This window comes from Streptomyces sp. NPDC041713, from assembly GCF_055591085.1.
In genome coordinates this window covers 1,005,621-1,031,254 of sequence record NZ_JBVIZY010000001.1, presented here as the reverse complement: position 1 = coordinate 1,031,254, position 25,634 = coordinate 1,005,621, and the positions used below count along the sequence as shown (strand labels likewise).

25 protein-coding genes are annotated in these 25,634 nt (G+C 72.9%); 14 read left to right on the top strand and 11 right to left on the bottom strand.

Annotated elements, in window-relative coordinates:
• Nucleotides 1-31: 31 nt before the first annotated feature.
• The 3 genes from ACZ6CV_RS04550 to ACZ6CV_RS04540 all read right to left on the bottom strand — a co-directional run bounded on the left by ACZ6CV_RS04550 (nucleotide 32) and on the right by ACZ6CV_RS04540 (nucleotide 3,008).
• Nucleotides 32-757, bottom strand: coding sequence for a DsbA family oxidoreductase (locus tag ACZ6CV_RS04550; RefSeq protein ID WP_469249527.1), 726 nt, complete (start codon nucleotides 755-757; stop codon nucleotides 32-34).
• Between the two features lie 105 nt (nucleotides 758-862).
• The gene (locus ACZ6CV_RS04545) at nucleotides 863-1,471 is read right to left on the bottom strand and encodes a DUF1349 domain-containing protein (protein ID WP_469249526.1); all 609 of its coding nucleotides are present in this window, start codon (nucleotides 1,469-1,471) and stop codon (nucleotides 863-865) included.
• A gap of 4 nt (nucleotides 1,472-1,475) precedes the next feature.
• The gene (locus tag ACZ6CV_RS04540; RefSeq protein ID WP_469249525.1) at nucleotides 1,476-3,008 is read right to left on the bottom strand and encodes an aldehyde dehydrogenase (NADP(+)); all 1,533 of its coding nucleotides are present in this window, start codon (nucleotides 3,006-3,008) and stop codon (nucleotides 1,476-1,478) included.
• Nucleotides 3,009-3,203: 195 nt separating this feature from the next.
• Between ACZ6CV_RS04540 and ACZ6CV_RS04535 the strand changes: the two genes are divergently transcribed.
• The 6 genes from ACZ6CV_RS04535 (at nucleotide 3,204) to ACZ6CV_RS04510 (ending at nucleotide 9,092) form a co-directional block, all read left to right on the top strand.
• Entirely contained in the window at nucleotides 3,204-3,977 is a 774-nt protein-coding gene (locus tag ACZ6CV_RS04535; protein WP_469249524.1) for an IclR family transcriptional regulator, read from the top strand.
• 3 nt (nucleotides 3,978-3,980) lie between these two features.
• Entirely contained in the window at nucleotides 3,981-4,457 is a 477-nt protein-coding gene (locus tag ACZ6CV_RS04530) for a GNAT family N-acetyltransferase (RefSeq protein ID WP_469249523.1), read from the top strand.
• A gap of 153 nt (nucleotides 4,458-4,610) precedes the next feature.
• Nucleotides 4,611-5,594 carry a hypothetical protein gene (locus ACZ6CV_RS04525; protein WP_469249522.1) on the top strand — a complete coding sequence of 328 codons (984 nt, stop codon included), beginning with the start codon at nucleotides 4,611-4,613 and terminating at the stop codon, nucleotides 5,592-5,594.
• Nucleotides 5,591-6,883, top strand: coding sequence for a sensor histidine kinase (locus tag ACZ6CV_RS04520; RefSeq protein ID WP_469249521.1), 1,293 nt, complete (start codon nucleotides 5,591-5,593; stop codon nucleotides 6,881-6,883). The genes ACZ6CV_RS04525 and ACZ6CV_RS04520 overlap by 4 nt, the downstream gene beginning before the upstream one ends.
• On the top strand, nucleotides 6,880-7,548 hold the full coding sequence (locus ACZ6CV_RS04515) for a response regulator transcription factor (RefSeq protein WP_469249520.1): 669 nt from the start codon (nucleotides 6,880-6,882) through the stop codon (nucleotides 7,546-7,548). Before ACZ6CV_RS04520 ends, ACZ6CV_RS04515 begins: the two co-directional genes overlap by 4 nt.
• 95 nt (nucleotides 7,549-7,643) lie before the next feature.
• Nucleotides 7,644-9,092: a peptidoglycan D,D-transpeptidase FtsI family protein gene (locus ACZ6CV_RS04510; RefSeq protein WP_469249519.1), complete on the top strand. Its 1,449-nt coding sequence runs from the start codon at nucleotides 7,644-7,646 to the stop codon at nucleotides 9,090-9,092.
• An 87-nt stretch (nucleotides 9,093-9,179) separates the two neighbouring features.
• On the opposite strand, the gene ACZ6CV_RS04505 is transcribed toward ACZ6CV_RS04510, so the two are convergent.
• The 5 genes from ACZ6CV_RS04505 to ACZ6CV_RS04485 form a co-directional block, all read right to left on the bottom strand.
• On the bottom strand, nucleotides 9,180-9,944 hold the full coding sequence (locus ACZ6CV_RS04505) for a hypothetical protein (protein ID WP_469249518.1): 765 nt from the start codon (nucleotides 9,942-9,944) through the stop codon (nucleotides 9,180-9,182).
• Nucleotides 9,941-10,282, bottom strand: coding sequence for a PadR family transcriptional regulator (locus ACZ6CV_RS04500; RefSeq protein WP_469249517.1), 342 nt, complete (start codon nucleotides 10,280-10,282; stop codon nucleotides 9,941-9,943). Before ACZ6CV_RS04500 ends, ACZ6CV_RS04505 begins: the two co-directional genes overlap by 4 nt.
• 13 nt (nucleotides 10,283-10,295) lie before the next feature.
• Nucleotides 10,296-11,048, bottom strand: coding sequence for a CPBP family intramembrane glutamic endopeptidase (locus ACZ6CV_RS04495; protein WP_469249516.1), 753 nt, complete (start codon nucleotides 11,046-11,048; stop codon nucleotides 10,296-10,298).
• A 173-nt stretch (nucleotides 11,049-11,221) separates the two neighbouring features.
• Complete coding sequence (locus ACZ6CV_RS04490; RefSeq protein WP_469249515.1) at nucleotides 11,222-12,016, bottom strand: HAD family acid phosphatase; 795 nt, start codon at nucleotides 12,014-12,016, stop codon at nucleotides 11,222-11,224.
• Nucleotides 12,017-12,187: 171 nt separating this feature from the next.
• Nucleotides 12,188-12,859, bottom strand: a complete 672-nt coding sequence (locus ACZ6CV_RS04485) for a TIGR03086 family metal-binding protein (protein WP_469249514.1) — start codon at nucleotides 12,857-12,859, stop codon at nucleotides 12,188-12,190.
• A 147-nt stretch (nucleotides 12,860-13,006) separates the two neighbouring features.
• On the opposite strand from ACZ6CV_RS04485, the gene ACZ6CV_RS04480 reads away from it, so the two are divergent.
• Nucleotides 13,007-14,212, top strand: coding sequence for an MFS transporter (locus ACZ6CV_RS04480; RefSeq protein ID WP_469249513.1), 1,206 nt, complete (start codon nucleotides 13,007-13,009; stop codon nucleotides 14,210-14,212).
• Here the strand turns inward: ACZ6CV_RS04480 and ACZ6CV_RS04475 are convergent.
• The 3 genes from ACZ6CV_RS04475 to ACZ6CV_RS04465 form a co-directional block, all read right to left on the bottom strand.
• Nucleotides 14,187-15,539: a S28 family serine protease gene (locus tag ACZ6CV_RS04475; protein WP_469249512.1), complete on the bottom strand. Its 1,353-nt coding sequence runs from the start codon at nucleotides 15,537-15,539 to the stop codon at nucleotides 14,187-14,189. The two genes, ACZ6CV_RS04480 and ACZ6CV_RS04475, sit on opposite strands and share 26 nt — an antisense overlap.
• Before the next feature lie 84 nt (nucleotides 15,540-15,623).
• On the bottom strand, nucleotides 15,624-16,847 hold the full coding sequence (locus ACZ6CV_RS04470; RefSeq protein WP_469249511.1) for a hypothetical protein: 1,224 nt from the start codon (nucleotides 16,845-16,847) through the stop codon (nucleotides 15,624-15,626).
• The gene (locus ACZ6CV_RS04465; RefSeq protein WP_469249510.1) at nucleotides 16,844-17,818 is read right to left on the bottom strand and encodes a 5-dehydro-4-deoxyglucarate dehydratase; all 975 of its coding nucleotides are present in this window, start codon (nucleotides 17,816-17,818) and stop codon (nucleotides 16,844-16,846) included. Before ACZ6CV_RS04465 ends, ACZ6CV_RS04470 begins: the two co-directional genes overlap by 4 nt.
• A 258-nt stretch (nucleotides 17,819-18,076) precedes the next feature.
• Here ACZ6CV_RS04465 and ACZ6CV_RS04460 point away from each other — a divergent pair, with 258 nt between their 5' ends.
• From ACZ6CV_RS04460 to ACZ6CV_RS04430, 7 genes are all read left to right on the top strand, one after another.
• Nucleotides 18,077-18,886: an NAD-dependent epimerase/dehydratase family protein gene (locus tag ACZ6CV_RS04460; RefSeq protein ID WP_469249509.1), complete on the top strand. Its 810-nt coding sequence runs from the start codon at nucleotides 18,077-18,079 to the stop codon at nucleotides 18,884-18,886.
• A 205-nt stretch (nucleotides 18,887-19,091) separates the two neighbouring features.
• On the top strand, nucleotides 19,092-19,862 hold the full coding sequence (locus ACZ6CV_RS04455; protein WP_362376825.1) for a DeoR/GlpR family DNA-binding transcription regulator: 771 nt from the start codon (nucleotides 19,092-19,094) through the stop codon (nucleotides 19,860-19,862).
• Nucleotides 19,863-19,984: 122 nt separating this feature from the next.
• Nucleotides 19,985-21,352 (top strand): ABC transporter substrate-binding protein, encoded by a 1,368-nt coding sequence (locus tag ACZ6CV_RS04450; protein WP_469249508.1) that lies wholly within the window; start codon nucleotides 19,985-19,987, stop codon nucleotides 21,350-21,352.
• Nucleotides 21,349-22,311 (top strand): carbohydrate ABC transporter permease, encoded by a 963-nt coding sequence (locus ACZ6CV_RS04445; protein ID WP_469249507.1) that lies wholly within the window; start codon nucleotides 21,349-21,351, stop codon nucleotides 22,309-22,311. The genes ACZ6CV_RS04450 and ACZ6CV_RS04445 overlap by 4 nt, the downstream gene beginning before the upstream one ends.
• Nucleotides 22,311-23,186: a carbohydrate ABC transporter permease gene (locus ACZ6CV_RS04440; RefSeq protein ID WP_469249506.1), complete on the top strand. Its 876-nt coding sequence runs from the start codon at nucleotides 22,311-22,313 to the stop codon at nucleotides 23,184-23,186. Before ACZ6CV_RS04445 ends, ACZ6CV_RS04440 begins: the two co-directional genes overlap by 1 nt.
• Nucleotides 23,183-24,172 carry a zinc-dependent alcohol dehydrogenase family protein gene (locus tag ACZ6CV_RS04435; RefSeq protein WP_469249505.1) on the top strand — a complete coding sequence of 330 codons (990 nt, stop codon included), beginning with the start codon at nucleotides 23,183-23,185 and terminating at the stop codon, nucleotides 24,170-24,172. Before ACZ6CV_RS04440 ends, ACZ6CV_RS04435 begins: the two co-directional genes overlap by 4 nt.
• Nucleotides 24,173-24,284: 112 nt before the next feature.
• Nucleotides 24,285-25,508: a TerD family protein gene (locus ACZ6CV_RS04430; protein ID WP_469249623.1), complete on the top strand. Its 1,224-nt coding sequence runs from the start codon at nucleotides 24,285-24,287 to the stop codon at nucleotides 25,506-25,508.
• The last annotated feature ends 126 nt before the right edge of the window (nucleotides 25,509-25,634 follow it).

Genomic DNA, 25,634 nt, shown 5'->3' with positions numbered 1-25,634 from the left:
GGACTCCATGGGGATCAACCTAAACGGCCGCTCAGCCCCGCGGAACCGCGCATCCGTCGGGACCGCACGCGTCGCCGCCGCCGTCACCGTCGGCGGTGGCGAGGGTGGTGAGCGGCGCGCGCTCGCCCCAGGCCTGCTCCAGCGCCTGGGTGAAGACCTCGGCGGGCTGGGCGCCGGAGATCCCGTACTTGCGGTCGAGGACGAAGAACGGCACGCCGTTGGCGCCCAGCTCGGCGGCCTCGCGCTCGTCCGCGCGGACGTCGTCGGCGTACCGCTCGGGGTCGGCGAGGACGGCCCGCACCTCGTCCGCGTCGAGCCCCGCCTCGACGGCGAGCTCCACGACGCGCGTGTCGTCGGCGAAGACGGACCGCTCCTCGGCGAAGTTGGCGCGGTAGAGCAGCCCGATCAGCTCGTCCTGCCTGCCCCGCGCCTTGGCGAGGTGCAGGAGGCGGTGCATGTCGAAGGTGTTGCCGTGGTCGCGGCCCTCGGTGCGGTAGTCGAGCCCTTCCGCGGCGGCGTTCTCCCCGAGCCTGCGCTCGCCCTCGCGGGCCTGCTCCTCGCTCATCCCGTACTTCCCCATGAGCATCGGCAGCACCAGCCCGGTGTCACCCTTGGCCCGGCCGGGGTCCAGCTCGAAGGAGCGGTGCACGACCTCGACGCCGTCACGGTGCGGGAAGGCGGCGAGCGCCTTCTCGAAGCGGGCCTTGCCCACGTAGCACCAGGGGCAGGCGATGTCGCTCCAGATCTCGACGCGCATGTGTGTGGCTCTCTTCAGGTCGTACGTCAGGGGGCGCGGAGGCGGCCTCCGCTCACGCTGTCAACGTACGGGCAAAGCGCCTCATTCCCGGTGCCGTCGCGAGGCCTACGATCCGTCGCGCAGACCCTTGGGCCAGTTCGGCCGGAACTCGATGTGGTCGTACGTCACCACGCAGCCCTCGCCCACCGGCGACTGGGCCATGAAGCCGACGAGGGCCGCGCCCGCCGTCTCCTCGTCGCCGAGGGCGAAGATCCGTACGAAGGTCCACCGCTCGCCGTCCGTCGACGCGTGGAACGCGAACGCCGAGCCCGTACGGCTGATGCGCAGCCACGCGGTGCTGCCGTCCACCACGAAGGCGTTGGCGTCGTCGGAGTGGCCGCGGGTGACGACCGTGCAGATCGTCGGCTCGTCCGGCGAGCGCTCCAGGCAGAGCTTGGCCCACTCGCGCTCGCCCACGTGCAGATACAGCACGCCCGCGTCGAAGGCGGCCGCGAAGCCGACCGTGACGCGGGCGATCAGCTGGAAGTCACCCTCCGGGGCGCCGAGCAGGCGGGGCGCGTCGGAGGCCGGCTCCGGCACCCCGGACGTCGGGGGCACGAAGCGGTCCTGGCGCGGGCCCGCCCAGCCGGTGAGCACACCGTCCTCGTGGGACCAGTGGCCGTCGGGGCCGTAGGTGCGCAGCGGGAAGGGCAGTTCGGGAAGGGTGACGTCCATGGCCTCAGTGTTCCAGGCGGCCGTCGAGGCGACGCGGCACCCCCAGCGGGTTGGCGTCGCGCAGCTCCGGCGGGAGCAGCGCCTCGGGGGTGTTCTGGTACGCGACGGGCCGCAGCCAGCGCTCGACGGCCGTGCCGCCCACGGACGTCGAGGTCGAGGTGGTCGCGGGGTAGGGGCCGCCGTGGTGCTGGGCCGGGGCGACGGCGACGCCCGTGGGCCAGCCGTCGACGAGGACGCGCCCGGCGAGCGGGGTGAGCTCGGCGAGCAGCTCGGCGCCCCGGCCGCTCTCCCCCGCCGCCTCCCGCGAGGAGAGCTGCACGGTGGCGGTCAGGTTGCCGGGCAGGCGGGAGAGGACGGCGGTGATCTCCGCGTCGTCGGCGTACCGCGCGACGACGGTGACCGGCCCGAAGCACTCCTCCAGGAGCAGGTCGTGCGCGCCCTCGGCGGCGAGGCGGGCGGCCGGGACGGTCAGGAAGCCCGCGCTGACGGTGTGTTCGCCGCCCGCGCCGGGGGTCACCGGGGCGTCCACGTCGGGCAGTTCGGCGCGCTCGCGGACCCCGGCGACGAAGTTGTCCCGCATCCGGTGGTCGAGGAGCACCCCCGACCCGGTGTTGCTGACCGCGTCGGTCAGGGACTTCACCAGCCGGTCGCCGCCCGCGCCCTCGGGGGCGAGGACCAGGCCCGGCTTGACGCAGAACTGGCCGACGCCGAGCGTCATCGAGCCGGCGAGTCCGGTGCCGATCTCCTCGCCGCGTTCGGCGGCCGCGGCCTCGGTGACGACGACGGGGTTGAGGGAGCCGAGCTCGCCGTGGAAGGGGATCGGCACGGGCCGGGCGGCGGCCGCGTCGAAGAGGGCGCGCCCGCCCCGGATGGAACCGGTGAAGCCGGCGCCGGCGACCAGCGGGTGCTCGACGAGTTCGACGCCCGCGTCGAAGCCGTGCACCAGGCCGACGACGCCCTCGGGGACGCCGTGCCGCTGGGCCGCCCTGCGCAGCACCGAGGCGACCAGCTCCGAGGTGCCCGGGTGGTCGGGGTGGGCCTTGACGACGACGGGGCAGCCCGCGGCGAGGGCGCTCGCGGTGTCACCGCCGGGCACGGAGAAGGCGAAGGGGAAATTGGAGGCGGAGTAGACCGCGACGACGCCGAGCGGGATCTTGTAGCGGCGCAGGTCGGGGATGGGCGGGGTCGCCGTGGCGTCGGGGTGGTCGATGACCACGCCGAGGAAGGCGCCCTCGTCGACGATGTCCGCGAAGGAGCGCAACTGGTAACAGGTGCGGGCGAGTTCGCCGGTGAGCCGGACGGGCCCGAGCGCGGTCTCCGCGTCGGCCGCCTCCACGAGGTGGTCCCCGGCCTCTTCGAGGAGGTCCGCCGCGGTGCGCAGGAAGGCGGCGCGGACGGCGCGGTCGGCGAGGGCGGGCGCGGCGGCGCGGGCGGCGCGGACCGCCTCGTCGACCTCTTCGGCTGTGGCTTCCACCGCAACCTGCTCGCGCTGCTTCCCGGTTCGGGGGTCGACACTCCAGACTGGTGCTGCTGCCACCGCGGATTCCCTTTCCAGAGGTACTGCCTGAGACGTATGACCTGAGACGTATGAGGGGTCTTGCCGGGGTCTTCGAGGGGTCTTGCCGGAGGTATGCCACTCACCAGGGCCGTTCGATATGCTGAACGCCGTCTCCGTCGGTGAATGTGCGGGGACTCGGAGACTATTTCTCGGCGTTCAAAGGGGTCAAGGGCGATGTCGGCTGGCGAGACCGGAGGCGGTGCGCAGGTCAAGTCCGCGGTGCGCACGGTGGAATTGCTCGAGTACTTCGCGGGCCGTCCCGGAATGCACTCGCTGGCCGCGGTCCAGGAGGCCGTCGGCTACCCCAAGTCGAGCCTCTACATGCTGCTGCGCACCCTGGTCGAGCTCGGCTGGGTGGAGACGGACGCGACCGGCACGCGGTACGGCATCGGCGTGCGCGCCCTGCTCGTCGGCACGTCGTACATCGACGGCGACGAGGTCGTGGCCGCCGCCCGGCCGACCCTGGACCGGCTCTCCGACGACACCACGGAGACCATCCACCTCGCGCGCCTCGACGGCACGAACGTCGTCTACCTCGCCACCCGCCAGTCGCAGCACTACCTGCGGCCCTTCACCCGGGTCGGCCGCCGGCTGCCCGCGCACTCCACCTCGCTCGGCAAGGCGCTGCTCGCCACCCGCACCGACGAGCAGGTCCGCAAGCTGCTCCCGGAGACGCTGCCCGCGCTCACCGAGCACACCATCACCGACCGCGAGAAGCTCATCGAGGAGCTGCACGCGGTGCGCGAGCAGGGCTTCGCGGTGGACCGCGAGGAGAACACACTCGGGCTGCGCTGCTTCGGCGTCGCCATCCCCTACCGCACCCCCGCGCGCGACGCGATCAGCTGCTCGGTGCCGGTGGCGCGGCTCACCCCCGCGCACGAACAGATGGTGAAGGACGCCCTGTTCGACGCCCGCGACCGGCTGACACTGGCGACTCGTAGGATCTGACGCATGGATGTGAGCCTGCGCGCGGTGCACGACAGCGATCTGCCGGTGTTCTTCCGGCAGATGAGCGATCCCGAGTCCCGGCACATGGCCGCCTTCACCCCCGAGGACCGGGCCGACCGCGACCGCTTCGACGCGCACTGGGCGAAGATCCGCTCGGACCCGGACACCGCCATCCGCACCGTCCTCGCCGACGGCGACGTGGTGGGCAGCGCCGGGGTGTACGGGGAGCCGGGTGAGCGCGAGGTGACGTACTGGATCGACCGTGCGTACTGGGGCCGCGGGCTCGCCACGGCAGCGCTGCGCGGCCTCCTTGACCTGATCCCCGAGCGTCCGCTGTACGGCCGCGCGGCGGCGGACAACACGGGCTCGATCCGGGTCCTGGAGAAGTGCGGGTTCCGGCGCTTCGGCGCGGACCGGGGCTATGCCGCGGCGCGCGGGGCGGAGATCGACGAGGTGGTCCTCGTCCTGGACGGCGGCTGACCCTCCCCCGCACGGCGGAGGCGGATCGGCACGGCGCAGGAGGTGCGGGGGCCGTCCCGGCGGGAGCGTGGAGCCATGAAGCATCCACGGTCCCCCTCTCCGCCGCCCCTGACACCGGCCCCCGCCCCGCCGGTTCCCGCCTCGCCGGCCCCGATGCCGCAGACCTCATCCCCCTCCCCGCACGCCGCCCCCGGCCCACACGGCCGCGTGCTGCGGACCGTCGTCGGCATCGCCTGCGCCCCGTATCTCGCCCTCAAGGTCGCCTGGATCTGCGGCAGTCGCCTCGGGATCCCGGACGGCAGTCCGCTGCTCGACGACCGGGCGCTGATGATCTGCGCCAATGGTCTGACCGTCCTCATGGACCTGGCCGTCATCGTGCTGGCGGCCCTGCTCACCCGGCCCTGGGGCCTGCGCACGCCCGCCCGGCTGCTCGTGCCGCCGATGTGGGCGGCGTCCGGGCTGCTGCTGCCGATCGTCGCCGGGTTCCCGCTGACGCTGCTGGTCGGCGCCCTCTCCGGCGACGCCACCGCCGACGACGGCGCTGCCGAGCCCTTCCTCCGACCCTGGGTCTTCGGCGTCGTCTACGGCGGTTTCATCGTCCAGGCCCTCGCCCTCGGCACCCTCTTCGTCCGGTACGCCCTGGGCCGCTGGGGCCACCTGTGGCGCGGCCGCGTGGGCGACCTGCCGCCCGCCCCAGGCCGCGGTCCGCGCGCCGCCGCCGTCGCGGCGGGCCTCCTCGCGCTCGGCACCGTCGCCGTGCACCTGCTGTGGGCCACCGGCTCCACCGCGGGCCTCAACGCGTCCCGGATCCAAGGGCGTTCGGGTGACTTCTACGCCCTGGAGTTCCTCAACGCCCTCTACCCGGCCCTCGCCGCCGCCGGCGCCCTGCTCCTCGTCTTCCGGTGGGGCCGCGCCCTGCCCGTCGGGGTGCCGCTCGCGTTCGCCTGGCTCGGCTCGGGCGCGGTGGCGTGCTGGGGCGGCTGGCTGCTCCTCGGCTCGCTCACGACCCTCGGCGACGCCGCCGGGCGGCCCACGGGCCCGATGTACCTGACCTACGCTGTGCACATGATCACCGGGACGGTCGTGGCGGCTCTCGGCGTGCGGTTCCTCAAGGAGCGGGCGGGGCCCACCCCGTGAGGCCACGCGCCACCGTCCCGGCCGGGCGCCGGGCGGGCGTCCTGTTCGGGCGCCGGGCCCGCCGCCGGTGGATCCACCTCATCCTCGGCGGCGCCCTCGCGATGCCGTACGTCTTCGTCGGCTCGGTGATCGTCGGCCCGCTCTTCGGCGACAGCGGCCTCTTCGAGTCGTTCGGCGCCCAGCTCAGCGCGTTCGCGGTGGGGCTGCCGCTCGCCGCGGTCACCGCGCTGTTCCCGCTGACCCGGCCGATGTCGGTGGCCGCCGTGCGGGCGTTGTGCGCGGTGCCGGACGACTCCCTCGCCGAGGGGCCCGCGCGGTCCCGGGCCGCGCGCGGGCGCACCGCCGCGTGGTTCACGCTGCACCTCGGTCTGGGCGGGGTGATCAGCGGCATGTCACTGGCGCTGCCACCGTTCGCGGGCGTCCTGATCGCGCTGCCGTTCTTCGTGGTGCTCGGGGAGAGCCGCATCGGGATGCCGGGGGTGTTCGGCGAGCCCTGGATGGTGGTGCTCGCGCCGGTCATCGGGGTGGCCTCGCTGGTGGCGCTCGCGGCGTGCGCGGCCACGGCGGGCGGGCTGCTCGCGCGCTGGGCGCCCGACCTGCTCGGGCCGACGCCCGCGGACCGACTCGCCGCCGCCGAGCGCCGCGCCGCCGACCTCGCCGTGCGCAACCGCCTCGCGCGCGAGCTGCACGACTCGGTCGGGCACGCGCTGAGCGCCGTCACGCTCCAGGCGAGCGCGGCCCGCCGGGTCCTCGACCACGACCCGGAGTTCGTCCGGGAGGCGCTGGCCGCCATCGAGGACACCACGCGCCGCACGGTCGGCGAACTCGACGCGGTGCTCGGTGTGCTGCGGGAGACCGGCGGCAGCGGCCCGACCGCGCCGGCCCCCACCCTCGCCACCGACCTGGACGGCCTCCTGCACCGGACCAGGGCGGCCGGCCTGCCGGTGTCCGCCACCGTCGACGCGGACCCCGCCGCCCTGCCCCCGCTGATCTCCCGCGAGGCCTACCGCATCGTCCAGGAGGCCCTGAGCAACGCGCTGCGGCACGGCGGCGCCGGCGCCCCGGTCTCCCTGCGCGTCACTCTGGACGGACCGGACCTGACCGTCACCGCCGAGAACCCGCTGCCGTCCGGCTCCGCCGACCGCCGACCCGACCGCCGCCCTGGCGGCGGCCACGGGCTGCGCGGTGTCGCGGACCGGGCCCGGCTGCTCGGCGGCGCCTGCGAGGCGGGCCCGGCGTCGGGCACCTGGCGACTGCACGTACGACTTCCGCTGAAGGGACAGCCATGACGGCCATGCCGGTGAACGACATCAGAGTGGTCCTCGCCGACGACGAGCGGATGGTGCGCACCGCCCTGCGCGCGATCCTCTCCGCCGAGCCGGGCATCGAGGTGGTGGGCGAGGCGGCGACGGGCGCCGAGGCGGTCTCCGTCGTACGGGAGCTGCGGCCCGACGTGGTCCTGATGGACGTCCGCATGCCGGAGGTCGACGGCATCCGCGCCACCGAGCGGATCCTGAGGTCGGTGCCAGGGCCGCCGCGCGTCGTCGTCGTGACGACCTTCGAGAACGACGCGTACGTGTACGAGGCGCTGCGCGCCGGGGCCGCCGGTTTCCTGCTCAAGCGGGCGGAGGCCGACGAGCTCGTCCAGGCGGTCCGGCTGGTCGCGCGCAGCGACTCGCTCCTCTTCCCCGCGGCGGTCCGGGCGCTGGCCACCCGGCACGGCTCCGCAGCGGCGGAGCCGCCGGCCTGGGTGGCGCGGCTGACCGGCCGGGAGAGCGAGGTCCTGCGGCTGATGGCGGCGGGGCTGACCAACGCGGAGATCGCCGGCCGGATGGACGTCGGCCCCGCGACGGTGAAGACGCATGTGGCGGCCGTCCTCGCCAAGACCGGCGCACGGGACCGCACCCAGGCGGTGATCGCGGCCTACGAGGCCGATTTCCTGCGGACTTCCTGAGGGCTTGTGCGGACTTCCTGAGGACTTCCTGAGAAAACGCCCACAACCGGCTCAGATGGGAACGAAACCCGTCCGCCCGCTCGTCCTTCCACGGGATGAACAAGACGATCAGGCGCGCCTCGGTCTTCGCGCTGCTGCTCGTGCTCGCTCTGCTGATACGGGCGACATGGGTGCAGTTCCACGACTCGACGGCGCTCGCGGACGACAAGCACAACCGGCGCAACGCGATCGAGCAGTACGCGCACCCGCTGGGCGACATCATCGTGGGCGGTGAGGCCATCACCGGCTCCGAGCGGACGAAGGGCGGAGACCTCGCGTACAAACGCACCTACAAGGACGGCGACCTCTACTCGCCCGTCACGGGCTACAGCTCCCAGGTCTTCGGCGCCACCCAGCTCGAAGGCATCTACAAGGACCTGCTCGACGGGACCGACAACCGGCTGAAGAACCCCTTGGACACGCTCACCGACAAGCGTGCCGACCCCGGCGACGTCGTGACCACCATCGACCCGGCGGTGCAGAAGGCCGGGTACAAGGCGCTGGGCGACACCAAGGGCGCGGCGGTCGCCATCGACCCGGAGACCGGCAAGATCCTCGGCATGGTGTCGACCCCGTCGTACGACCCGTCGAAGATCAGCGGCTCCACGGACTCCGAGATGTGGAAGAAGCTGACCACCGACAAGGAGAAGCCGATGGTCAACCGCGCCATGCGGCAGCCGCTGCCGCCCGGCTCGACCTTCAAGCTGGTCGTCGCGGCGGCGGCCCTGGAGGACGGTCTGTACGGCTCGGTGGACACGAGGACGGACAGCCCGAACCCGTACACGCTGCCCGGCACCCGGCAGGTCCTCCACAACGAGAACCGGTCGGCGCCCTGTGAGAACGCCGACATCCGCACGGCGCTCCAGTACTCCTGCAACAACGTCTTCGCGAAGATGGCCGTCGACCTGGGCCAGGACAAGGTCAAGTCGATGGCGGAGAAGCTGGGCTTCAACGCCGACAAGCTGGACGTGCCGGTGCGCGCGGGCAAGAGCGTCTACCCCTCCGGCATGGACAAGGCGCAGACGGGGCTCAGCGGCATCGGCCAGTTCGACGTGACGGCGACGCCGCTGCAGATGTCCATGGTGTCGGCGGCCATCGCCAACGGCGGCGAGCTCGCCAAGCCGCACATGGTCTCGCAGATCAGCGACGCCGACGGGAACGTCCTGGAGAAGTACGACGACGCCGAGTCCCAGCGCGTGATGGACGAGTCCACCGCCGAGGGGCTGCAGTCCGCGATGCGCACGGTCGTCGACAAGGGCACCGGTTCCAACGCGAAGATCCCCGGCGCCACGGTCGGCGGCAAGACGGGCACCGCGCAGCACGGCGAGAACAACAGCAAGACGCCGTACGCCTGGTTCACGTCGTACGCCAAGGGTGAGAACGGCAAGGAGGTGGCGGTCGCGGTGATGATCGAGTCGTCCAGCGCGGCGCGCGACGAGGTGAGCGGCAACGGTCTCGCGGCGCCGATCGCCAAGGCGATGATGCAGGCGGCACTGAAGGGCTGAGCGCCGCCGCCGCGGCGCCGCCGACCGAGGCCCGCGCGCTGTGGTCCGTGCCCCCGAGAGGCGCCGCCCCGCCCCCGCGTCCGCGGGTCAGCTGGGGCGGCGCCTTCGCCATGTCCGCAGGGCCGCCGCCACGGCCACCATCGCCCCGGCCCCCGCCGCCGCTCCGGCGAGCGCCCCCGCCACCACGCCGAGGCCTGAGCTCGCCTCGCCGTCGGCCACGGCCACCGCGACGGCGAGGGCGACCAGCAGGACGGCGAGCGCGGCCAGCAGAGCGTAGAACTTCCGGCTGAGGAAACGGGACCGCTCCGGCACCGGCGGCGGTGACTCCACCCGGGCTGCCGGCCCGAGGCTCGCCGCCCTCGGCCGCTTGAACCACGCGTAGACCACCCAGGTCCCGCACGGCTCCCAGCCGTCGGGCGCGAGCCGCTCGTCGATGCCCTCGCGGCCGCGCGTGACCAGCTCCCTGCGGTACTCCCAGCGCTGCGCCCGCGCCGCGTCCCGGTGGCTGACGAAGCGGCCGAGGGCGTCGACGCGCTCGACCTCCCACCCCTCGTCGCCGAAGCGGTTCAGGAGCTCCTCGTCGACGTAGATGTCGGCGGTCCAGCGCCAGATCTCCACCTGCTCGGGCGGAGCCTCGGGGGCGCCGCCCGCGCCGGGGGCGAGCTGCCGGGCGAACTCGTCGACGGGGCCGAACTCGCCTTCGGCGTCCTCGGTTCCGCACTCGTCCAGATGCGCGGCGAGGTCGTCGACCGTCGCCTCGATGTGGTCGGCGGCCAGGCCGTGCTCGCGCAGTTGCTCGGCGAGGCGGACGAGGTAGCCGTCGCGCTCGTGACGCGCGTTGAGAGCGTTCATCGTGGGGTCACTCCCGCCTTCGCGAGGACGTCGCGTACGGATGCGTCGAAGGCGAGCCACAGGCCGCCCTGTTCGCCGAGGGTCTCGCGGCCGGCGTCGGTGAGCCGGTAGTAGCGGCGGCCGGGGCCCTTCTCGGTCGCGCGGAACTCCGCGGAGACCAGGCCCGCCTCCTCCAGGCGGTTGAGCACGGGGTAGAGCGTGCCGCCCTTGATCTGGCCGAAGCCCGCGGCATTGAGCACCTTGGCGATCTCGTAGCCGTAGCTCTCGCCGTCGGTGAGGCCGGCGAGCACGAGCAGGTCGAGGACGCCCTTGAACCAGCTGGCGCGGCGGTCGGTCACGTCGGTCTGCCTTTCAGACGGCGGGGGCGGCGCGCGGCCCGTCGGGCGTGGCGGCCGGCTTCTCGGGCGCGGGCAGCGTCAGATCGCGTACGGAGAGGGCGATGTGCGCGGCGACGGGGAGCAGCAGGCTGCCGGTGGCGAGGTAGAGGCCGGCGAAGACCGCGCCGAACAGGGCGAAGGCGAGGACGCCTTGGCGGCCCTGGTAGAGCCCGGCGACGGCGTACACGAGGACCGAGAGGACCGCCGCCGCGGAGGGCCCGAGGCCGAGCACGCCGACGCCGAAGGCGATGAGGAGGCCGCGGTAGAGCAGTTCGGCGCAGAGTCCGTCGGTCACGGCGACGGCGATCGCGAGCCGGCGCTCCTCGGCGGTGCGCGGCAGCATCGCCTCGATGGCGGCGAGCCCCGGCACGTTGCGGCCGCGCCGGGCGAGGGCGCGGAAGTTCCGTCCGGAGGCCACGGCGATCGCGGTGGCGACGAGGATCCCCACGGTGGCGTAGACGGGCCGGTCGGGCGCGGTGAGGCCGAGATCGGCGGCGTCCGTGCCGGGCGAGAGCAGCAGGGCCGTCACGGCGAGCGCGGCCAGCGCCCACCAGAGGGTGAGGACGAGGCCGAAGTAGCGGACGAGCGCGCGGGGTTCGGTGTCCCTGCGGCGGGCCAGCGAGCCGTACATCCGGCGGCCGGCCCATGGCTCGCCGAGCAGCAGATAGGCGGCGAGCACGGAGGTGACGGCGGTCGATGCCACCGAGAAGTCCGGCGAGATGGTCATGGGATCCCCCTTCCCGAGGGGGCCGCGCGGCACGTCGTGGGACGGCGGGGTCCCGCCGTCGACGCGTCGCCGTGCGACCCCTGAGCGTCTGAGCTACCTAGACCGTAAGACGACCTAGTCAGGAATGCAACCTATCTCGCGCCGCAGAGTCGATCGCTCCGCGTCGGCCCGGGTCAGCCCACGTAGTACGTGGGGTTCGGGAGCTTGTACGTCTTGTCGGCGTAGCCGCCCGCGAGGTCGGAGGTCTGGTCGCCGAAGCTGCCGACGATGTCGTACCCGGTCGACTCGATGTACTTGCGGGTGCCCTCCTTGAACTGGACGGTGGTGCAGTTCCACGCCGTGGGCGTCGCGCAGTTCTTCAGGTAGGCGGGCGGGTTCGCCTTGTCCTTGGTGAAGACGTGCGTGCGGTCGAGCTTGGTGGCGTAGCCGGCGCGGGCGAGGTTGGTGACGGCGCCCTGGCGCAGCGGCTCGGCGAGGCCGGTGAGGAAGAAGACCTCGACGCCCTTGCGCTTGGCGTACTTGACGAGGTCGGGCATGCCGAAGACCGCGGGGCGCTTGGCCTCGTTGACGTAGGCGTTCCAACTGTCGTTGTTGTACGTGTAGTTGGTCGACTTCTCGTAGTCGAAGCTGAGCAGCGCGGTGTCGTCGACGTCGAGGACGATCGCCGGCTTCTTGCCGTGCCGGGGGTGGTGCGCGGCCGCCTTCTTGATGTCCTTCTTCGCCTTGGCCTGGATGCGGGCCAGGTCCTTGGCGTACGGGCTGTGCGGCGAGGACTTCCACACGCCGTCGGCGCCCTTGGTGGCACCGTAGTAGGCGTCGATCTCGCCGACGAGGAGGCCGATGTTGTGCGGCTCCTTGGTGGGGCGGGCCTCGGCCTGGTCCGCGCTCGCGGCACCGGTGGCGTAGAGGGCGGCGCCGGCGACGGTGCAGGCGGTGGCCAGGCCGGCCACGCGTAGGGACTTGCGCATGTGTTGCGTCTCCGCATCAGGATTCGGGCAGGTCAATGACTGTCTACGCGCATCGACCCGGAGGCGGGGAGTGCGCGGGGAGACCCTTTACCTGATCCATACCTGGGCGGTGCCGCTTCTGCGGAGGAGTGAGCGGAGTTGCCCGGTTGTGCCGGGCCGTGGGGTCAGACCTCAGCCCCGCGGCCGCCAGTCCGGGGCGCGGCCGCTCAGGCCGATCACCCGGTCGAGCAGGGGCGCGTCGTCCGGCACCTTCACCGGCGTACCGAAGAGGCCGCCGTCGGACGGGCCGTCGCCCGTCGGGTCCGGCTGCGCCGCGGGGGCCAGCAGCGCCCGCGCGCCCTCCAGGCTCGCCTCGTCCGGCGCGTACTCCTGGCCCGTCGCCCGCGCCAGGTCCCAGCCGTGCACCACCAGTTCGTCGAGCGCGACCAGGCCCGCGACCTCGCCGGGCAGGTCGATGCCGCCCGCGCGGGTCATGCCCTGCCACGCCGCCGGGTCGCGCCACGCCTCGGCCATCGCGTCCAGCGCCGCGGGCAGTTCGGCGCGCCAGCCGGGCCCGACGTCGGGCAGCACGCTGCCGGGCGTCTGGTCGAGGGTCGGCCCGAACTCCTTGCCCGCGGCCTGCCGGAAGGCCCCGGCGAGGCCGAGCACATGGCCGAGGAGGTGCCGGACCGCGTAGTCGGGGCAGGGCGTGGGCGCAGAGAGCTGCTCGTCGGTGATGTGTCCGGCCACCCGCGCCACGAGGCGGGCCTGCGGGCGGAGGTCGAAGGGGACACGGCCCGAGCCGCCGCCCCCGTCCCCGCCGGTGGTGGCGTCGGTGTCGGTGTCCCTGCCGGTGTCGGTCATCGAAAGCTCCTGGGTCGTACGAGCCATAAGGGGGCCGTGTCGGTATCCCTCCCCTGTAGACCGGCCGCACGCCGTGAACTCATCGCCGCACCTTGGGGAAGACGCCCGATATCGCCGCCAGGGCCTTAGGAACCAGCATCACCAGGCATGACATCAACCATCGGGCGCGTCCTGCGGGACCGCAACGCCGGGCTGTACCTGGGGGCGACGGTGGTCTCGGGGTTCGGGTCCTCCGCGCTGTGGCTGGCCTCCGGGATCTGGGTGAAGGAGCTGACCGGCTCCGACGGGCTCGCCGCGCTCTGCCAGTTCGCCCTGTGGGCGCCCACCCTCGTCGGCCCGCTGCTCGGCACCCTCGCCGACCGCACCCGGCGCAGGCCGCTCCTCGTCGCCGCGAACCTCGCGCTCGGCGCGCTGCTGCTGTCCCTGTTCACCGTCGACGCCGCGGGACGGCTGTGGATCCTCTTCGCCGTCCTGGTGGTGTACGGAGCGTGCGGGGTGGTCACGGACGCGGCGGAGGCCGCCCTGGTCGCGGTCGCCGTCGACAAGCGCGTGCTCGGCGACTTCAACGGCCTGCGGATGTCCGCGAACGAGGGCATGAAGCTGGTGGCGCCGCTCGCGGGCGCGGGCCTGTTCGCCGCGTACGGCGGCGCCCGGGTGGCCCTCCTGGACGCGGTGACGTTCGTGCTCGCCGCGGGGATGTACGGGCTGCTGCGGATCCGCGAGAGCGTACCGGCGCCGGACCGCACGCCGCTGCGGGCGCGGACCGCACAGGGCGCGCGGCACCTGTGGGGGCACGAGCGGCTGCGGCGGCTGGTCCTGGCGGGGGGCCTGACGATGCTGGGCTCGGGGATGAGCGGCGCGACGGTCTTCGCGATCGTGGAGGGGCTGGGCCGCGCCCCCTCGTACACGGGGGTGCTGTACGTCGCGCAGGGCGCCGGATCCGTGGCGGTGGGCGTCGCGTCGGGCGCCCTGATGCGGCGCCTGGGGGCGCGCCGCTTCGGTGGCGCGGGCATCGCGCTGACGGCCGTGGCCCTGGTCCTGAACACGCTGCCGTACGACGCCCTGGTCCTCCTCGGCAGCTTCCTGAACGGCGTGGGGCTGCCGTGTGTCCTCATCGCGGGGCTGACGGCGGTGCAGCGGGAGACGCCGGACGCACTCGTCAGCCGGGTGGCGGCGACCGCCAACACCGTGATGTTCGCGCCGACCGCGGTCGGCATCGCGGCGGGCGCCGTCCTGGTGGAGAACGTCGACTACCGGCTGCTCCTCCCGCTCCTCGCGGGGGCACGGCTGCTGACCGCCGTGCCCCTGCTGAGGCCCCGCACCCGGGCTACTGCACGCCTGCCCAGCGCTTGATGGTGGCGACCGCCTTGGCCTGGTCCGCCTGCGGGAGCTTCGCGATCGAGGCGCCGTGGTTGGCGCCCGGGACCACGTAGCGGTACGAGTCGTGGCGGCTCGGGGTGAACTTCTCCGCGCTCCACGGGTCGTTCTCACCGTAGACGAACATCATCCGCGTGCCGCGCGTCCTCACCCAGCGGTCGACGTCGGCGACCGTCCGGTTCTCGTAAGAGCCGCGCATGGCGGCGGGCAGCACCGAGTTGGGCTGGTAGATGTCCGGGTGGTGGCGGAGGTCGGCGAGGTGCTTGAACTTCAGGTCGGCCCAGCCGAGTTGGGTGGCCGCCTGCCGGTAGTAGGGGCCCGTGCCGTTGGTGCCGAGTTCCTGGTCGTGGTAGACGCTGAAGCCGTGCTTCTTCGACCAGGAGTACAGCTCGTCGTCCGTCGCCTTCTTCGCGTCGGGGACCGTGGCGCAGTCGGCCGCGGTGCCGCTCTGCCAGAAGTTCCACACCTGGTCGAGGACGGCGAACTCGTAGGCGCGGTCGGTGGTACCGAGGGTCGCGTCGAAGGTGTGGCCCGCGGCCTTCGCCTCCGCCTCGAAGGCGGGGAGCAGGGTGTCGCGCCGTACGAGCATCTCGCGCTGCACGGCGTTCAGCCCGTCCCGGCACTCCTTGGTGCCGACCGTTCTGAAGAAGCGCTCGTAGCCGCTGTCGTCCCGGTTGTCCGCGTCGTCGGGCGCGACGAACGCGACGACGGCGTCGAGGTCGCCGGGGTGGAACCGCTCGTGGTACGTCGCCGTCATGCCGCCCTTGCTGGCGCCGGTGCCGAGCCACTTGCCCCGCTCGACGGCGCGCAGGGCGCGGGTGAGGCGGTGCTCGTCGGCGGCCTCCTGCTGGACCGTCATCTTGGACCAGTCGTCGCCCGCCGCGCCCGAGGGCCGGGACTCGGCGAAGTAGCGGTGCTCGACGCTCACTTGGTTGGCGTCGATCAGCTTGGTGAGCGAGGCGGTGCCGCCGGCCAGGGTGTACCCGCCGGTGTAGAGGACGGTCGGCTTGTCCGTGGCCTTGTGCCAGAGCGTGGCGCGCTGCGTGAAGGTGGCGCCGTGCGGCCTGCGGTGGTCGACGGGCTGCCGGTAGGTGAGCGTGTAGAAGGGGTGGCCCTCCTTGTCGGCGACGGAGACCACCGTCATGCCGGGTATGCGCTCCAGCCGTTCACGGATGTCCGGAGCGGCGGGGCCGCCCTGCCGGGCCGGGGCGGGCTGCGCGGCGGCCGGTGCCGCGCCGCCGAGTGCCGCCGCGCCCGCCATGAGTCCGGCGCAGACCAGCGCGGGTATTCCCTTGTTGCGCACCCTGTCCCCCCTCTGTCCCCTGGTGCGGGGAGTGGTCCTTCGTTGCAGGAGTGATCCTTGTGGTCACGCGGATCGTATCGGCGTTCACTCCGTGCGCGACAGGGCGTCCTTGAACAGGGCTTCCTTGACCAGGGCGAGATCGTCGTCCGACGCCAACCCCGCGTGATAGAGCCGCAGTTCGGTGGCGCCGAGCCGCGCGGCGCGCGCCGCGTCGGCCGCGAGCGTGCCGGGGCTGCCGCCCATGCCGCTCACCACCGTGAGGTTGGCGGCCAGGACCGCCCCGTCCCCGCCCTGCCCGGCGAACGGCGTCAGCAGCCGCGGATCGCCCGTGCAGGGCACGACCACCCCGTCGGCCACGGTAAGGATGTGCGCCGGGTCGACGCCCGCGTTGGCGCCGCAGTGGTACGACACCGGGTCGGCGTGGAGCAGCACTTGGAAGGGCCGACCCTCGGCGGTCGCCCCCGCACCGCTCCCGGCGGCGGCCGCGCGGACGGCGGCGACGGCGGCCTCCTGAAGGGTACGGGCGCTCTCCTCGCGCCACGCGCGCGTGGCCGCCGCCCGCTCCGACCCCAGCAACTCCTCGACGGCTACCCACCCTTCGCCCTCGGCCGCGCTCTCGCCCGCCCCGCGCCACAGCGGCTTCAGGGCGCCGCGCACGGCGACGGCCAGCTCGTCGGGGTCGAGGCCCTGCGCCGCGTACCCCTGCCGGCAGGCGGCGCAGAAGCAGAGTGACATCAGGTACTGCCCGGCCTCGCCGAGAGAGACACCGCCGATCTTGTCGTGGGCGTGCAGGTGCGCGAGCCCGTACCAGCCGCAGGACTCCAGTTCGGTGCCGCGCGTGCCGGGGCGCACGGCGGCCTCCGCGGCGAGGTCGACGAGGTACGCGCGCGTGGCGGGCCCGGCGATGCAGGGGGCCCAGGGGTAGCGGTCGCCGTAGGCGTTCACCACGGAGGTCTGCGGATACACCTCGCCCATACGGGAGTTGTGGGCGAGGACGACCCAGCTGTGCACCTCGATCCCGGCGTCGGCGAGCGCCCGCGCCGCCTCTCCGTAGGCGTCGCCCGGCGCCCACTCCCCGGCGGCGTACGGCCGTGGCTCGCGCCCCCGCCAGCGGTCGCCGGGCGGATAGAGGACGGCGGCGTGCGCGGCGGTGACGACGCGGTGGCGCGGATGGCGCGGGGTCAGCGCGCGCGTGGAGTGGTAGGCGGAGGCGAGGGTGACCTGGCGGATGCCGAGGCCGGCGAGGCGGGCCGGGGCGTCGGGGTCGCCGACGACGTCCCAGGGGTAGAGGAACGCGGCGGCCTTCACGCGCCCTCCCCGAGGCCGTCCGGCAGCCCGGTCCGCAGCAACTCCCGCCCCCGCTCGACGAGTTCCGCGAGCCGCTTGACGTGTTCTCCGGCGGGTTCGTGCAGCGGTGGGCGTACGGGGCCGACGTCCAGGCCGCCGAGCCGCACCCCCGCCTTGACCAGGGAGACCGCGTAGCCGCGGCCGAGGGCGCGCAGTTCGACGAAGGGCCGGTAGAAGCCGTCGACGAGGCGGTTCACGGTGGCGTCGCCCTGCGGCGTACCGGCGTTGAGCGCGCGGTGGAAGGCGAGCGCGATGTCGGGCGCGAAGCAGAAGACGGCCGAGGAGTAGAGGGTCACGCCGATGCCGCGGTAGGCCAGGCCGGTCAGTTCGGCGGTCGGCAGGCCGTTGAAGTACAGGAAGTCGCCCGGCACTTCGGTGCGCACGGCGCTCACCGTGCGCTGTATCAGGTCCATGTCGCCGAGGCCGTCCTTGAAGCCGATGATGCCGTCCGCGCGGGCGAGTTCGACGACGGTCTCCGGGGTGAGGACGGCGTTGTCGCGCTGGTAGACGATGACGTCCAGGGAGGTGGCGGCGGCCAGTTCGGTGTAGTGCCGGATCAGCCCCTCCTGTTCGGCGACGACGAGGTAGGGCGGCATGGCGAGAAGACCGTCGGCGCCGGCCTCCTCGGCCAGGCGCGCGTACCGTACGGCGAGCGCGGTGCCGTACCCGGCGCCCGCGACCACCGGCACCCGGCCCGCCGTCTCCGCGACGGCCGCGGCGACGCACTCCTGGAACTCCTCGGGCGTCAGCGCGTGGAACTCGCCCGTGCCGCAGCAGGCGAAGACGGCCGCCGCCCCCGCGTCGATGCCGGCGCGCACGTGGGCGCGGAAGGTGTCCAGGTCGAGAGCGCCGTCCGGCCCGTACGCGGTGACCGGGAAGAACAACGGCCCACTGGGGAGCCGGAGTCGGGAAGCGAGGGGGGCTGAGGTCACGGGCTCTCCCTAGGCGTGCATGGTTATGATTCGCGTCCATATCTCTGAACGCGACCACGCTAAGGCGCCCTCGCGTGCGGGGTCAAGCGGATGAACTCCCCACCGGCGAACGGATTCACCCCTTCCGCACCCCCTACGCGCACCCTTGACGCGCGGCGGCGGAGATCTCTAACTTGTCCATGGATATGAACGGAGTACGTGCATGCGTACGCCACCCCGCACCCGGCCGCCCAGTCCGCCCGCCCGAGGAGACCCCTCATGCCCGCTCCCCGCACCGTCCTGCTCACCGGCGCCGCCGGTGGCCTCGGCACCCTGATGCGCGGGCTCCTGCCGGCGCACGGCCACGAGCTGCGCCTGTTCGACGTGCGCCCCGTGCCGGACGAGCCCGCGGCGATCACGGCCGACCTCGCCGACCGGGCGGCGCTGCGCGAGGCCGTGCGCGGGGTCGACGCCATCCTGCATCTGGCGGGCATCTCCCTGGAGTCCACCTTCGACAAGATCCTCATGGCCAACATCGAGGGCACGTACAACCTCTACGAGGCGGCCCTCGAGGAGGGCGTGCGGCGGGTCGTCTTCGCCTCCTCCAACCACGCGGTGGGCTTCACCCCGCGCCCGCGGGGCGACGACCCGCTGATCCCGGTCGACACCCCGCGCCGCCCCGACACCTTCTACGGCCTCTCGAAGTCCTTCGGCGAGGACCTCGCGCAGTTCTACTGGGACAAGCACGGCATCGAGACCGTCTCGGTGCGCATCGGATCGTGCTTCGCCGAACCCTCGAACGTACGGATGCTGTCGGTCTGGATGAGCCCCGAGGACGGGGCGCGGCTCTTCCACGCGGCGCTCACCGCCCCGGACGTGGGGCACACGGTCGTCTACGGCTCGTCCGCCAACACCCGCCTGTGGTGGGACCTTTCCTCCGCGCGGGCGCTCGGCTACGCCCCGCGGGACGACTCCGAGCGCTTCGCGGCGAAGCTCGTCGCCGAGCAGGGCGAACTGGACCCGGCCAACGCGGACCACGCGCACCTGGGCGGCCACTTCTGCACGAACCCGCCGGTCTGGCCCTACTGAACCCATACGGGCGCCGAACGGGCGGCCCGCGCCTCTGAAACGGGCACGCCCGCGGCCCGCCGCACAGGCCGTCGCCCCACCAAGCGGGCACAAACGGGCAGCATCGTGCCCGCGACGAGCCTGGTCCTCCCCGCGCCGCACGCTGTAGAACTTCCCCACAGGGCCCGAACGGGCACCGCAACACCAAGGGAAGAGGGTGGCGCCGATGACCGCGGAAGAACGTCAGCGGCGGATCGTCAACGCGGCCCGCCACTCCGGCTCCGTCGACGTGACGGCGCTCGCCGGGGAGCTCGGGGTCGCGAAGGAGACCGTCCGCCGCGATCTGCGGGCCCTGGAGGACCACGGTCTGGTCCGCCGCACCCACGGCGGCGCCTACCCCGTGGAGAGCGCGGGCTTCGAGACCACCCTCGCCTTCCGCACCACCATGCACGTCCCCGAGAAGCGGCGCATCGCGGCCGCGGCCGCGGATCTGCTCGGCGACGCCGAGACCGTCTTCGTCGACGAGGGGTTCACCCCGCAGCTGATCGCCGAGGCCCTGCCGGCTGCCGCGGCGGGCCGCCCGCTGACCGTGGTCACCGCCTCACTGGCCACCGCCGGCACCCTCGCCGAGGCGGAGAACGTCACCGTGCTGCTGCTCGGCGGCCGGGTGCGGCCCGGCACGCTCGCCACCGTCGACCACTGGACGACCCGCATGCTGGCCGGGTTCGTCATCGACCTGGCGTACATCGGCGCCAACGGCATCTCCCGCGAATACGGCCTGACCACCCCCGACCCCGCGGTCAGCGAGGTGAAGGCGCAGGCGATCAGGGCGTCGCGGCGGACGGTGTTCCTCGGCGTGCACACCAAGTTCGGGGCGACGAGCTTCTGCCGGTTCGCCGGGATCGGCGACCTGGACGCGATCGTCACGAGCAGCCGCCTGCCCGCGTCCGAGGCGCACCGCTACTCGCTCCTGGGGCCCCAGGTCATCCGCACCTGACGCCCCGCACCTCCCGTCACCTCCCCGACGTCTCCGTCCCCTCCTGCGGTCCTCCCGGGCTCCCGCACGCCCTGAGGCACCCCCTTCGCCCCGCTTCACCCCTCTATGTACAGGAGCGATTCATGCGAACCCCGAGCCGACGGAGGCCGCGCGCGCTCGTCGCGGCCGCCGCAGGGGCGCTGCTCACCCCGCTGCTCGCCGGCTGCTGGACCGGTGCCGGCGGCGCCGGTTCGGGCGGCGACTCCCTCAACGTCCTCATGGTGAACAACCCGCAGATGGTCGAGTTGCAGAAGCTCACCGCCGCCCACTTCACCAAGGAGACGGGCATCAAGGTGAACTTCACCGTCCTGCCGGAGAACGACGTCCGCGACAAGATCAGCCAGGACTTCGCCAACCAGGCGGGCCAGTACGACATCGCGACGCTCAGCAACTACGAGATACCGATCTACGCACGCAACGGCTGGCTGCACGAGCTCGGTCCGTACGCCCGCAAGGACCGCGCGTACGACGAGAAGGACGTCCTGGCGCCCATGCGCCAGTCACTCACCGGCAGCGACGGGAAGCTCTACGGACAGCCCTTCTACGGGGAGTCGTCCTTCCTGATGTACCGCAAGGACGTCTTCGAGAAGGCCGGCCTGACCATGCCGAAGCACCCCACCTGGCAGCAGGTGGCGGACCTCGCCGCCCGCGTGGACGGCAAGGAGCCGGGCATGAAGGGCATCTGTCTGCGCGGCCTGCCCGGCTGGGGCGAGGTGATGGCGCCGCTGACGACCGTCGTGAACACCTTCGGGGGCACCTGGTTCGACAAGGACTGGAAGGCCCGCCTGGACTCCCCCGAGTTCGCGAAGGCGACCCGCTTCTACGTGGACCTGGTCCGCGAGCACGGCGAGTCCGGCGCCGCGCAGTCCGGCTACGCCGAGTGCCTCAACAACCTCACCCAGGGCAAGACGGCCATGTGGTACGACGCGACGGCCGCCGCGGGCTCGCTGGAGTCCGCCAAGTCCCCGGTCAAGGGCAAGATCGGTTACGTCGCCGCCCCCGTGGCGCGGACGAAGAGCTCCGGCTGGCTGTACACCTGGGCCTGGGGCATGCAGAAGGCCTCGCACAACCCGGACAAGGCCTGGAAGTTCATCTCCTGGGCGTCGGGCAAGGAGTACGAGAGGCTGGTCGGCGAGAAGACCGGCTGGTCCAACGTCCCCGCCGGCAAACGCGCCTCGACCTACGCGAACCCCGCGTACCGCAAGGAGGCCGCCGCCTTCCAGGACGTCACCCGCGCCGCCATCGAAGGGGCGCGGCCCCGCGACCCGGGCGTACAGCCCCGGCCCGCGCCCGGCATCCAGTTCGTCGGCATCCCCGAGTTCACCGACCTCGGCACCAAGGTCTCCCAGGAGATCAGCGCGGCCATCGCCGGACGGCAGTCCGTCGGCTCGGCCCTGAAGAAGTCGCAGGAGCTCGCCGAGAAGATCTCCGAGGAGTACGAGGGACGATGAGCGCCACCGCGAGCACCACCACGGTCGGGCACGCGCGCGTGCCCGACGCGAAGACCGCCAAGACGCCGGGGCCACCGCGGCGGCTGCGCGCCTGGGCCACCAGGGCACCGCTGCTCCCCGCCCTCATCTTCATGATCGCCGTGACCCAACTGCCGTTCGTGGCCACCCTGGTGATCTCCTTCTTCGACTGGAACGCCCTCTATCCGGACGCCCGCAGCTTCACCGGGTTCGCCAACTACACCGAGGTCCTCACCGACCCCGACCTGCGCAAGTCCGTGCTGACCACGATCATCCTGACGGCCACCGTGGTGCTCGCCAGCCTGGTCGCGGGGCTCGGTCTCGCCCTGCTCCTGAACCGGAGGTTCCGCGGCCGGGGCCTGGTGCGCACCCTGCTCATCGCGCCCTTCCTGCTGGTCCCGGTGGCCGCGGCGCTGCTGTGGAAGCACGTGCTCTACAACCCCGAGTACGGGCTCTTCAACGGGCTGCTGCACTGGGTGGGCGGCGACTCCGCGGCCCAGCCGGACTGGATCTCCCACACCCCGCTGCTCGCCGTCGAGGCCTCCCTGGTGTGGCAGTGGACGCCCTTCATGATGCTGATCCTGCTCGCCGGGCTGCAGAGCCGCGACCCCGAACTGATCGAGGCGGCCCGCATGGACGGCGCGAGCAACTGGCAGGTCTTCCGCCATCTGACCCTGCCGCATCTGCGCCGCTACCTCGAACTGGGGGCGCTGCTCGGCTCGATCTACATCGTGCAGAACTTCGACGCCGTCTTCACCCTCACCTCGGGCGGCCTCGGCACCGCCAACCTGCCCTACACCGTCTACCAGAGCTTCTACCAGGCCCACGAGAACGGCCTGGCCTCCGCGGCGGGCGTCCTCGTCGTCATCGGCTCGCTCGTCATCGCGACCTTCGCGCTGCGGGTCGTCTCGTCCCTGTTCCGTGAGGAGGCGTCCCGCTGATGGCCGTACCCGTGCAGAACCCTCCCCTGAAGAGCCCTCCTGTGACGGGCCGTCCCCGCGCGCGCGGGTCCGCGCTCGGCCTGGTCGCCTGGCTCGCCGGGATCCTCTTCTTCCTGCCCATCGCCTGGATGGCGCTGACGTCCCTGCACTCCGAGGAGGACGCCGCGACCAACCCGCCCTCGCTCGCCGCGTCCCTCACCCTGGACGGCTACCGCGACTTCTTCGGGGCGGGCGGCGGCGCGAGTCCCTGGCCCTCGCTCGTCAACTCGGCGGTGGCGTCCGTCGTCTCGACGCTGTTCGTGCTGGTCCTCGCGCTCCCGGCCGCGTACGCGCTGTCCATCAAGCCGGTGAAGAAGTGGACGGACGTGCTCTTCTTCTTCCTCTCCACGAAGATGCTGCCGGTCGTGGCAGGCCTTCTGCCGATCTATCTGTTCGCGAAGAACACCGGCCTGCTGGACAACATCTGGCTGCTCGTCCTGCTCTACACCTCGATGAACCTGCCGATCGCGGTGTGGATGATGCAGTCGTTCCTCGCCGAGGTGCCGCGGCCCGTCATCGAGGCCGCGCAGATCGACGGGGCGCGGCTGCCGACCATCCTCACGCGCGTGGTGGCGCCCATCGCGCTGCCCGGGATCGCCGCGACCTCGCTGATCTGCTTCATCTTCAGCTGGAACGAACTGCTCTTCGCGCGGGTGCTCACGGGCGTCGTCGCCCAGACCGCGCCCGTCTTCCTGACCGGCTTCATCACCAGCCAGGGCCTGTTCCTGGCGAAGGTGTGCGCCGCGTCGCTCGTGATCTCCCTGCCGGTGCTCGCCGCGGGGTTCGCCGCCCAGGACAAGCTGGTCCAGGGCCTGTCGTTGGGAGCCGTCAAGTGAAGGCCGCCATCATCGAGTCCGTCGGCAAAGCCGTCGTCGGGGAGCTGCCCGACCCCGAGCCGGGTCCCCGCGAGGTCGTCGTCGAGGTCGCCGCGTGCGGGCTGTGCGGGACCGATCTGCACATCCTCCAGGGCGAGTTCGCGCCCACCCTGCCGGTCGTTCCCGGCCACGAGTTCGCCGGCGAGGTCGTCGCGCTCGGCCGCGAGGTGCGGGAGCTGGCCCTCGGCGACCGGGTGGCCGTGGACCCCTCCCTGCACTGCCACGAGTGCCGCTACTGCCGGGACGGGCGGGGCAACCTCTGCGAGCGGTGGGCCGCGATCGGCGTGACCACCGCGGGCGGCGCCGCCCAGTACGCGGTGGCGCCGGCCGCCAACTGCGTACGCCTCCCCGACCACGTACGCACCCAGGACGCCGCCCTGATCGAGCCGCTGTCGTGCGCGGTGCGCGGCTACGACGTGCTGCGCACGCGGCTCGGCGCGCACGTGCTGATCTACGGCTCGGGGACGATGGGCCTGATGATGCTGGAGCTCGCCAAGCGCACCGGGGCGGCCAGCGTGGACGTGGTGGACCTGAACGCGGACCGGCTCGCCACGGCGCGCCGGCTCGGGGTCTCCGGTTCGGCGGCGAACCCGGACGAACTGGACCGTCCGCAGGGCTGGGACGTCGTCGTCGACGCGACCGGGAACGCGGCCGCGATCCAGGACGGCCTCGAACGGGTCGCGAAGGCGGGCACGTTCCTGCAGTTCGGCGTCGCCGACTACGCCACGCGCGTGAGCATCGACCCGTACCGCATCTACAACCAGGAGATCACCATCACCGGTTCGATGGCGGTCCTGCACAGCTACGAGCGGGCGGCGGAGCTGTTCGCGGGCGGGGTGCTCGACCCGGACGTGTTCATCAGCGACCGGCTGCCGCTGGACGAGTACCCGAAGGCGCTGGAGCGGTTCGCCGCCGGGGTGGGGCGGAAGATCGTGGTCGTACCGTGATCGGTCCTGATGTCCGGTGACCGGTCCTGGTCCCTCGGGACGGCCGGGAAAAACCTTGTGCGGGTAAGGGAACGGTAAAGCGGGATCGTTCGTTACCCCAGGCATGACAGCTATGACCCCTGGCTCGAACATCCCGCTGACCGCCGCCCGCGTGGCGGTGGACGTCGCCGCTCCGGTGCGGCTCGACGTATCGGGCCTGCTGCTCACCGCCGACGGCAAGGTGCGCTCCGACGACGACTTCATCTTCTTCAACCAGCCCTCGGGACCGGGCGTGACCTACCAGTCGGGCGGTGGTACGACGCCCGACAAGGTCACCGTCGACACGGCCGCCGTGCCGGCCGGCATCGAGAAGATCGTCGTCACCGCGAGCCCGGACGCGGCGGGCCAGACCTTCCAGGGCATCGAGCCCACCGCCACCATCCGCAACGCCGACGACGGCTCGGTCCTCGCCACCTTCACCCCGCCGCAGCTCGGCTCCGAGACGGCCCTCGTGATCGTCGAGATCTATCTGCGCAACGGCGCGTGGAAGGCCCGCGCGGTCGGCCAGGGGTACGCGAACGGCCTCGCGGGCATCGCGACGGACTTCGGCGTCTCCGTGGAGGAGCCCGCCCCGGCGCCCGCCCCGCCCGCCGCCGCCCCGATGGCGCCGCCCGCCGGTCCGCCCGTGCCGGGCCCGCCCCCGCCGGTCGCCGACCCGCGCCTCGCGGCTCCCGCCCCGGCCGCCCCGCCGGCCCCCGCCGCGCCCGCGCCCGGCGCCGGGAAGATCAACCTGGACAAGGGCCGCGTCAGCCTCCAGAAGAACCAGACGGTGTCCCTGGTCAAGGGCGGCCGTCCGCTGCTCTCGCAGGTCAAGATGGGCCTCGGCTGGGAGCCCGCGTTCCGCGGCAAGGACATCGACCTGGACGCCTCCGTCATCGCGTACGGGCCGCAGCGCAACCACGTCGACAGTTGCTACTTCGGCAAGCTGTCGATCGTGAACGGCGCGATCAAGCACTCCGGCGACAACCTCACGGGTGAGGGCGGCGGTGACGACGAGGTGATCGTCGTCGATCTCGGCCGGCTCCCGCAGGACGTCACGGGCCTGGTCTTCACGGTGAACTCGTTCTCCGGCCAGAAGTTCACGGAGGTCGCGAAGGCCTACTGCCGCCTGATCGACGCGGCCTCCGGCGAGGAGCTGGTCCGCTTCGACCTGACCAACGCCGAGGCGCAGACGGGCGTCATGATGGCGAAGCTCATCAAGCAGTTCTCCGGCGAGTGGGAGATGACCGCGATCGGCGACTTCGTGAAGTCCCGCACGGTGCGCGGCATGGTGAAGCCGGCGGCGCAGGCCCTGTAGGGGCCCGTGGACGTGACGGAGGGGGGGGGGGGGGGGGGGGGGGGGGGGGGGGGGGGAGGAGCGGGGGGGGGGGGGGGGGGGGGGGGGGGGGGGGGGGGGGGGGGGGGGGGGGGGGGGGGGGGGGAT

Coding starts and splice junctions, on each gene's coding strand:
- ACZ6CV_RS04495 (WP_469249516.1), bottom strand. CDS start 11,048: ATGACCATCTCGCCGGACTTCTCGGTGGCATCGACCGCCGTCACCTCC.
- ACZ6CV_RS04485 (WP_469249514.1), bottom strand. CDS start 12,859: ATGACCGACACCGGCAGGGACACCGACACCGACGCCACCACCGGCGGG.
- ACZ6CV_RS04440 (WP_469249506.1), top strand. CDS start 22,311: ATGGCCGTACCCGTGCAGAACCCTCCCCTGAAGAGCCCTCCTGTGACG.
- ACZ6CV_RS04530 (WP_469249523.1), top strand. CDS start 3,981: ATGGATGTGAGCCTGCGCGCGGTGCACGACAGCGATCTGCCGGTGTTC.
- ACZ6CV_RS04460 (WP_469249509.1), top strand. CDS start 18,077: ATGCCCGCTCCCCGCACCGTCCTGCTCACCGGCGCCGCCGGTGGCCTC.
- ACZ6CV_RS04515 (WP_469249520.1), top strand. CDS start 6,880: ATGACGGCCATGCCGGTGAACGACATCAGAGTGGTCCTCGCCGACGAC.
- ACZ6CV_RS04510 (WP_469249519.1), top strand. CDS start 7,644: ATGAACAAGACGATCAGGCGCGCCTCGGTCTTCGCGCTGCTGCTCGTG.
- ACZ6CV_RS04505 (WP_469249518.1), bottom strand. CDS start 9,944: ATGAACGCTCTCAACGCGCGTCACGAGCGCGACGGCTACCTCGTCCGC.
- ACZ6CV_RS04535 (WP_469249524.1), top strand. CDS start 3,204: ATGTCGGCTGGCGAGACCGGAGGCGGTGCGCAGGTCAAGTCCGCGGTG.
- ACZ6CV_RS04490 (WP_469249515.1), bottom strand. CDS start 12,016: ATGCGCAAGTCCCTACGCGTGGCCGGCCTGGCCACCGCCTGCACCGTC.
- ACZ6CV_RS04545 (WP_469249526.1), bottom strand. CDS start 1,471: ATGGACGTCACCCTTCCCGAACTGCCCTTCCCGCTGCGCACCTACGGC.
- ACZ6CV_RS04550 (WP_469249527.1), bottom strand. CDS start 757: ATGCGCGTCGAGATCTGGAGCGACATCGCCTGCCCCTGGTGCTACGTG.
- ACZ6CV_RS04445 (WP_469249507.1), top strand. CDS start 21,349: ATGAGCGCCACCGCGAGCACCACCACGGTCGGGCACGCGCGCGTGCCC.
- ACZ6CV_RS04430 (WP_469249623.1), top strand. CDS start 24,285: ATGACCCCTGGCTCGAACATCCCGCTGACCGCCGCCCGCGTGGCGGTG.
- ACZ6CV_RS04480 (WP_469249513.1), top strand. CDS start 13,007: ATGACATCAACCATCGGGCGCGTCCTGCGGGACCGCAACGCCGGGCTG.
- ACZ6CV_RS04525 (WP_469249522.1), top strand. CDS start 4,611: ATGCCGCAGACCTCATCCCCCTCCCCGCACGCCGCCCCCGGCCCACAC.
- ACZ6CV_RS04450 (WP_469249508.1), top strand. CDS start 19,985: ATGCGAACCCCGAGCCGACGGAGGCCGCGCGCGCTCGTCGCGGCCGCC.
- ACZ6CV_RS04455 (WP_362376825.1), top strand. CDS start 19,092: ATGACCGCGGAAGAACGTCAGCGGCGGATCGTCAACGCGGCCCGCCAC.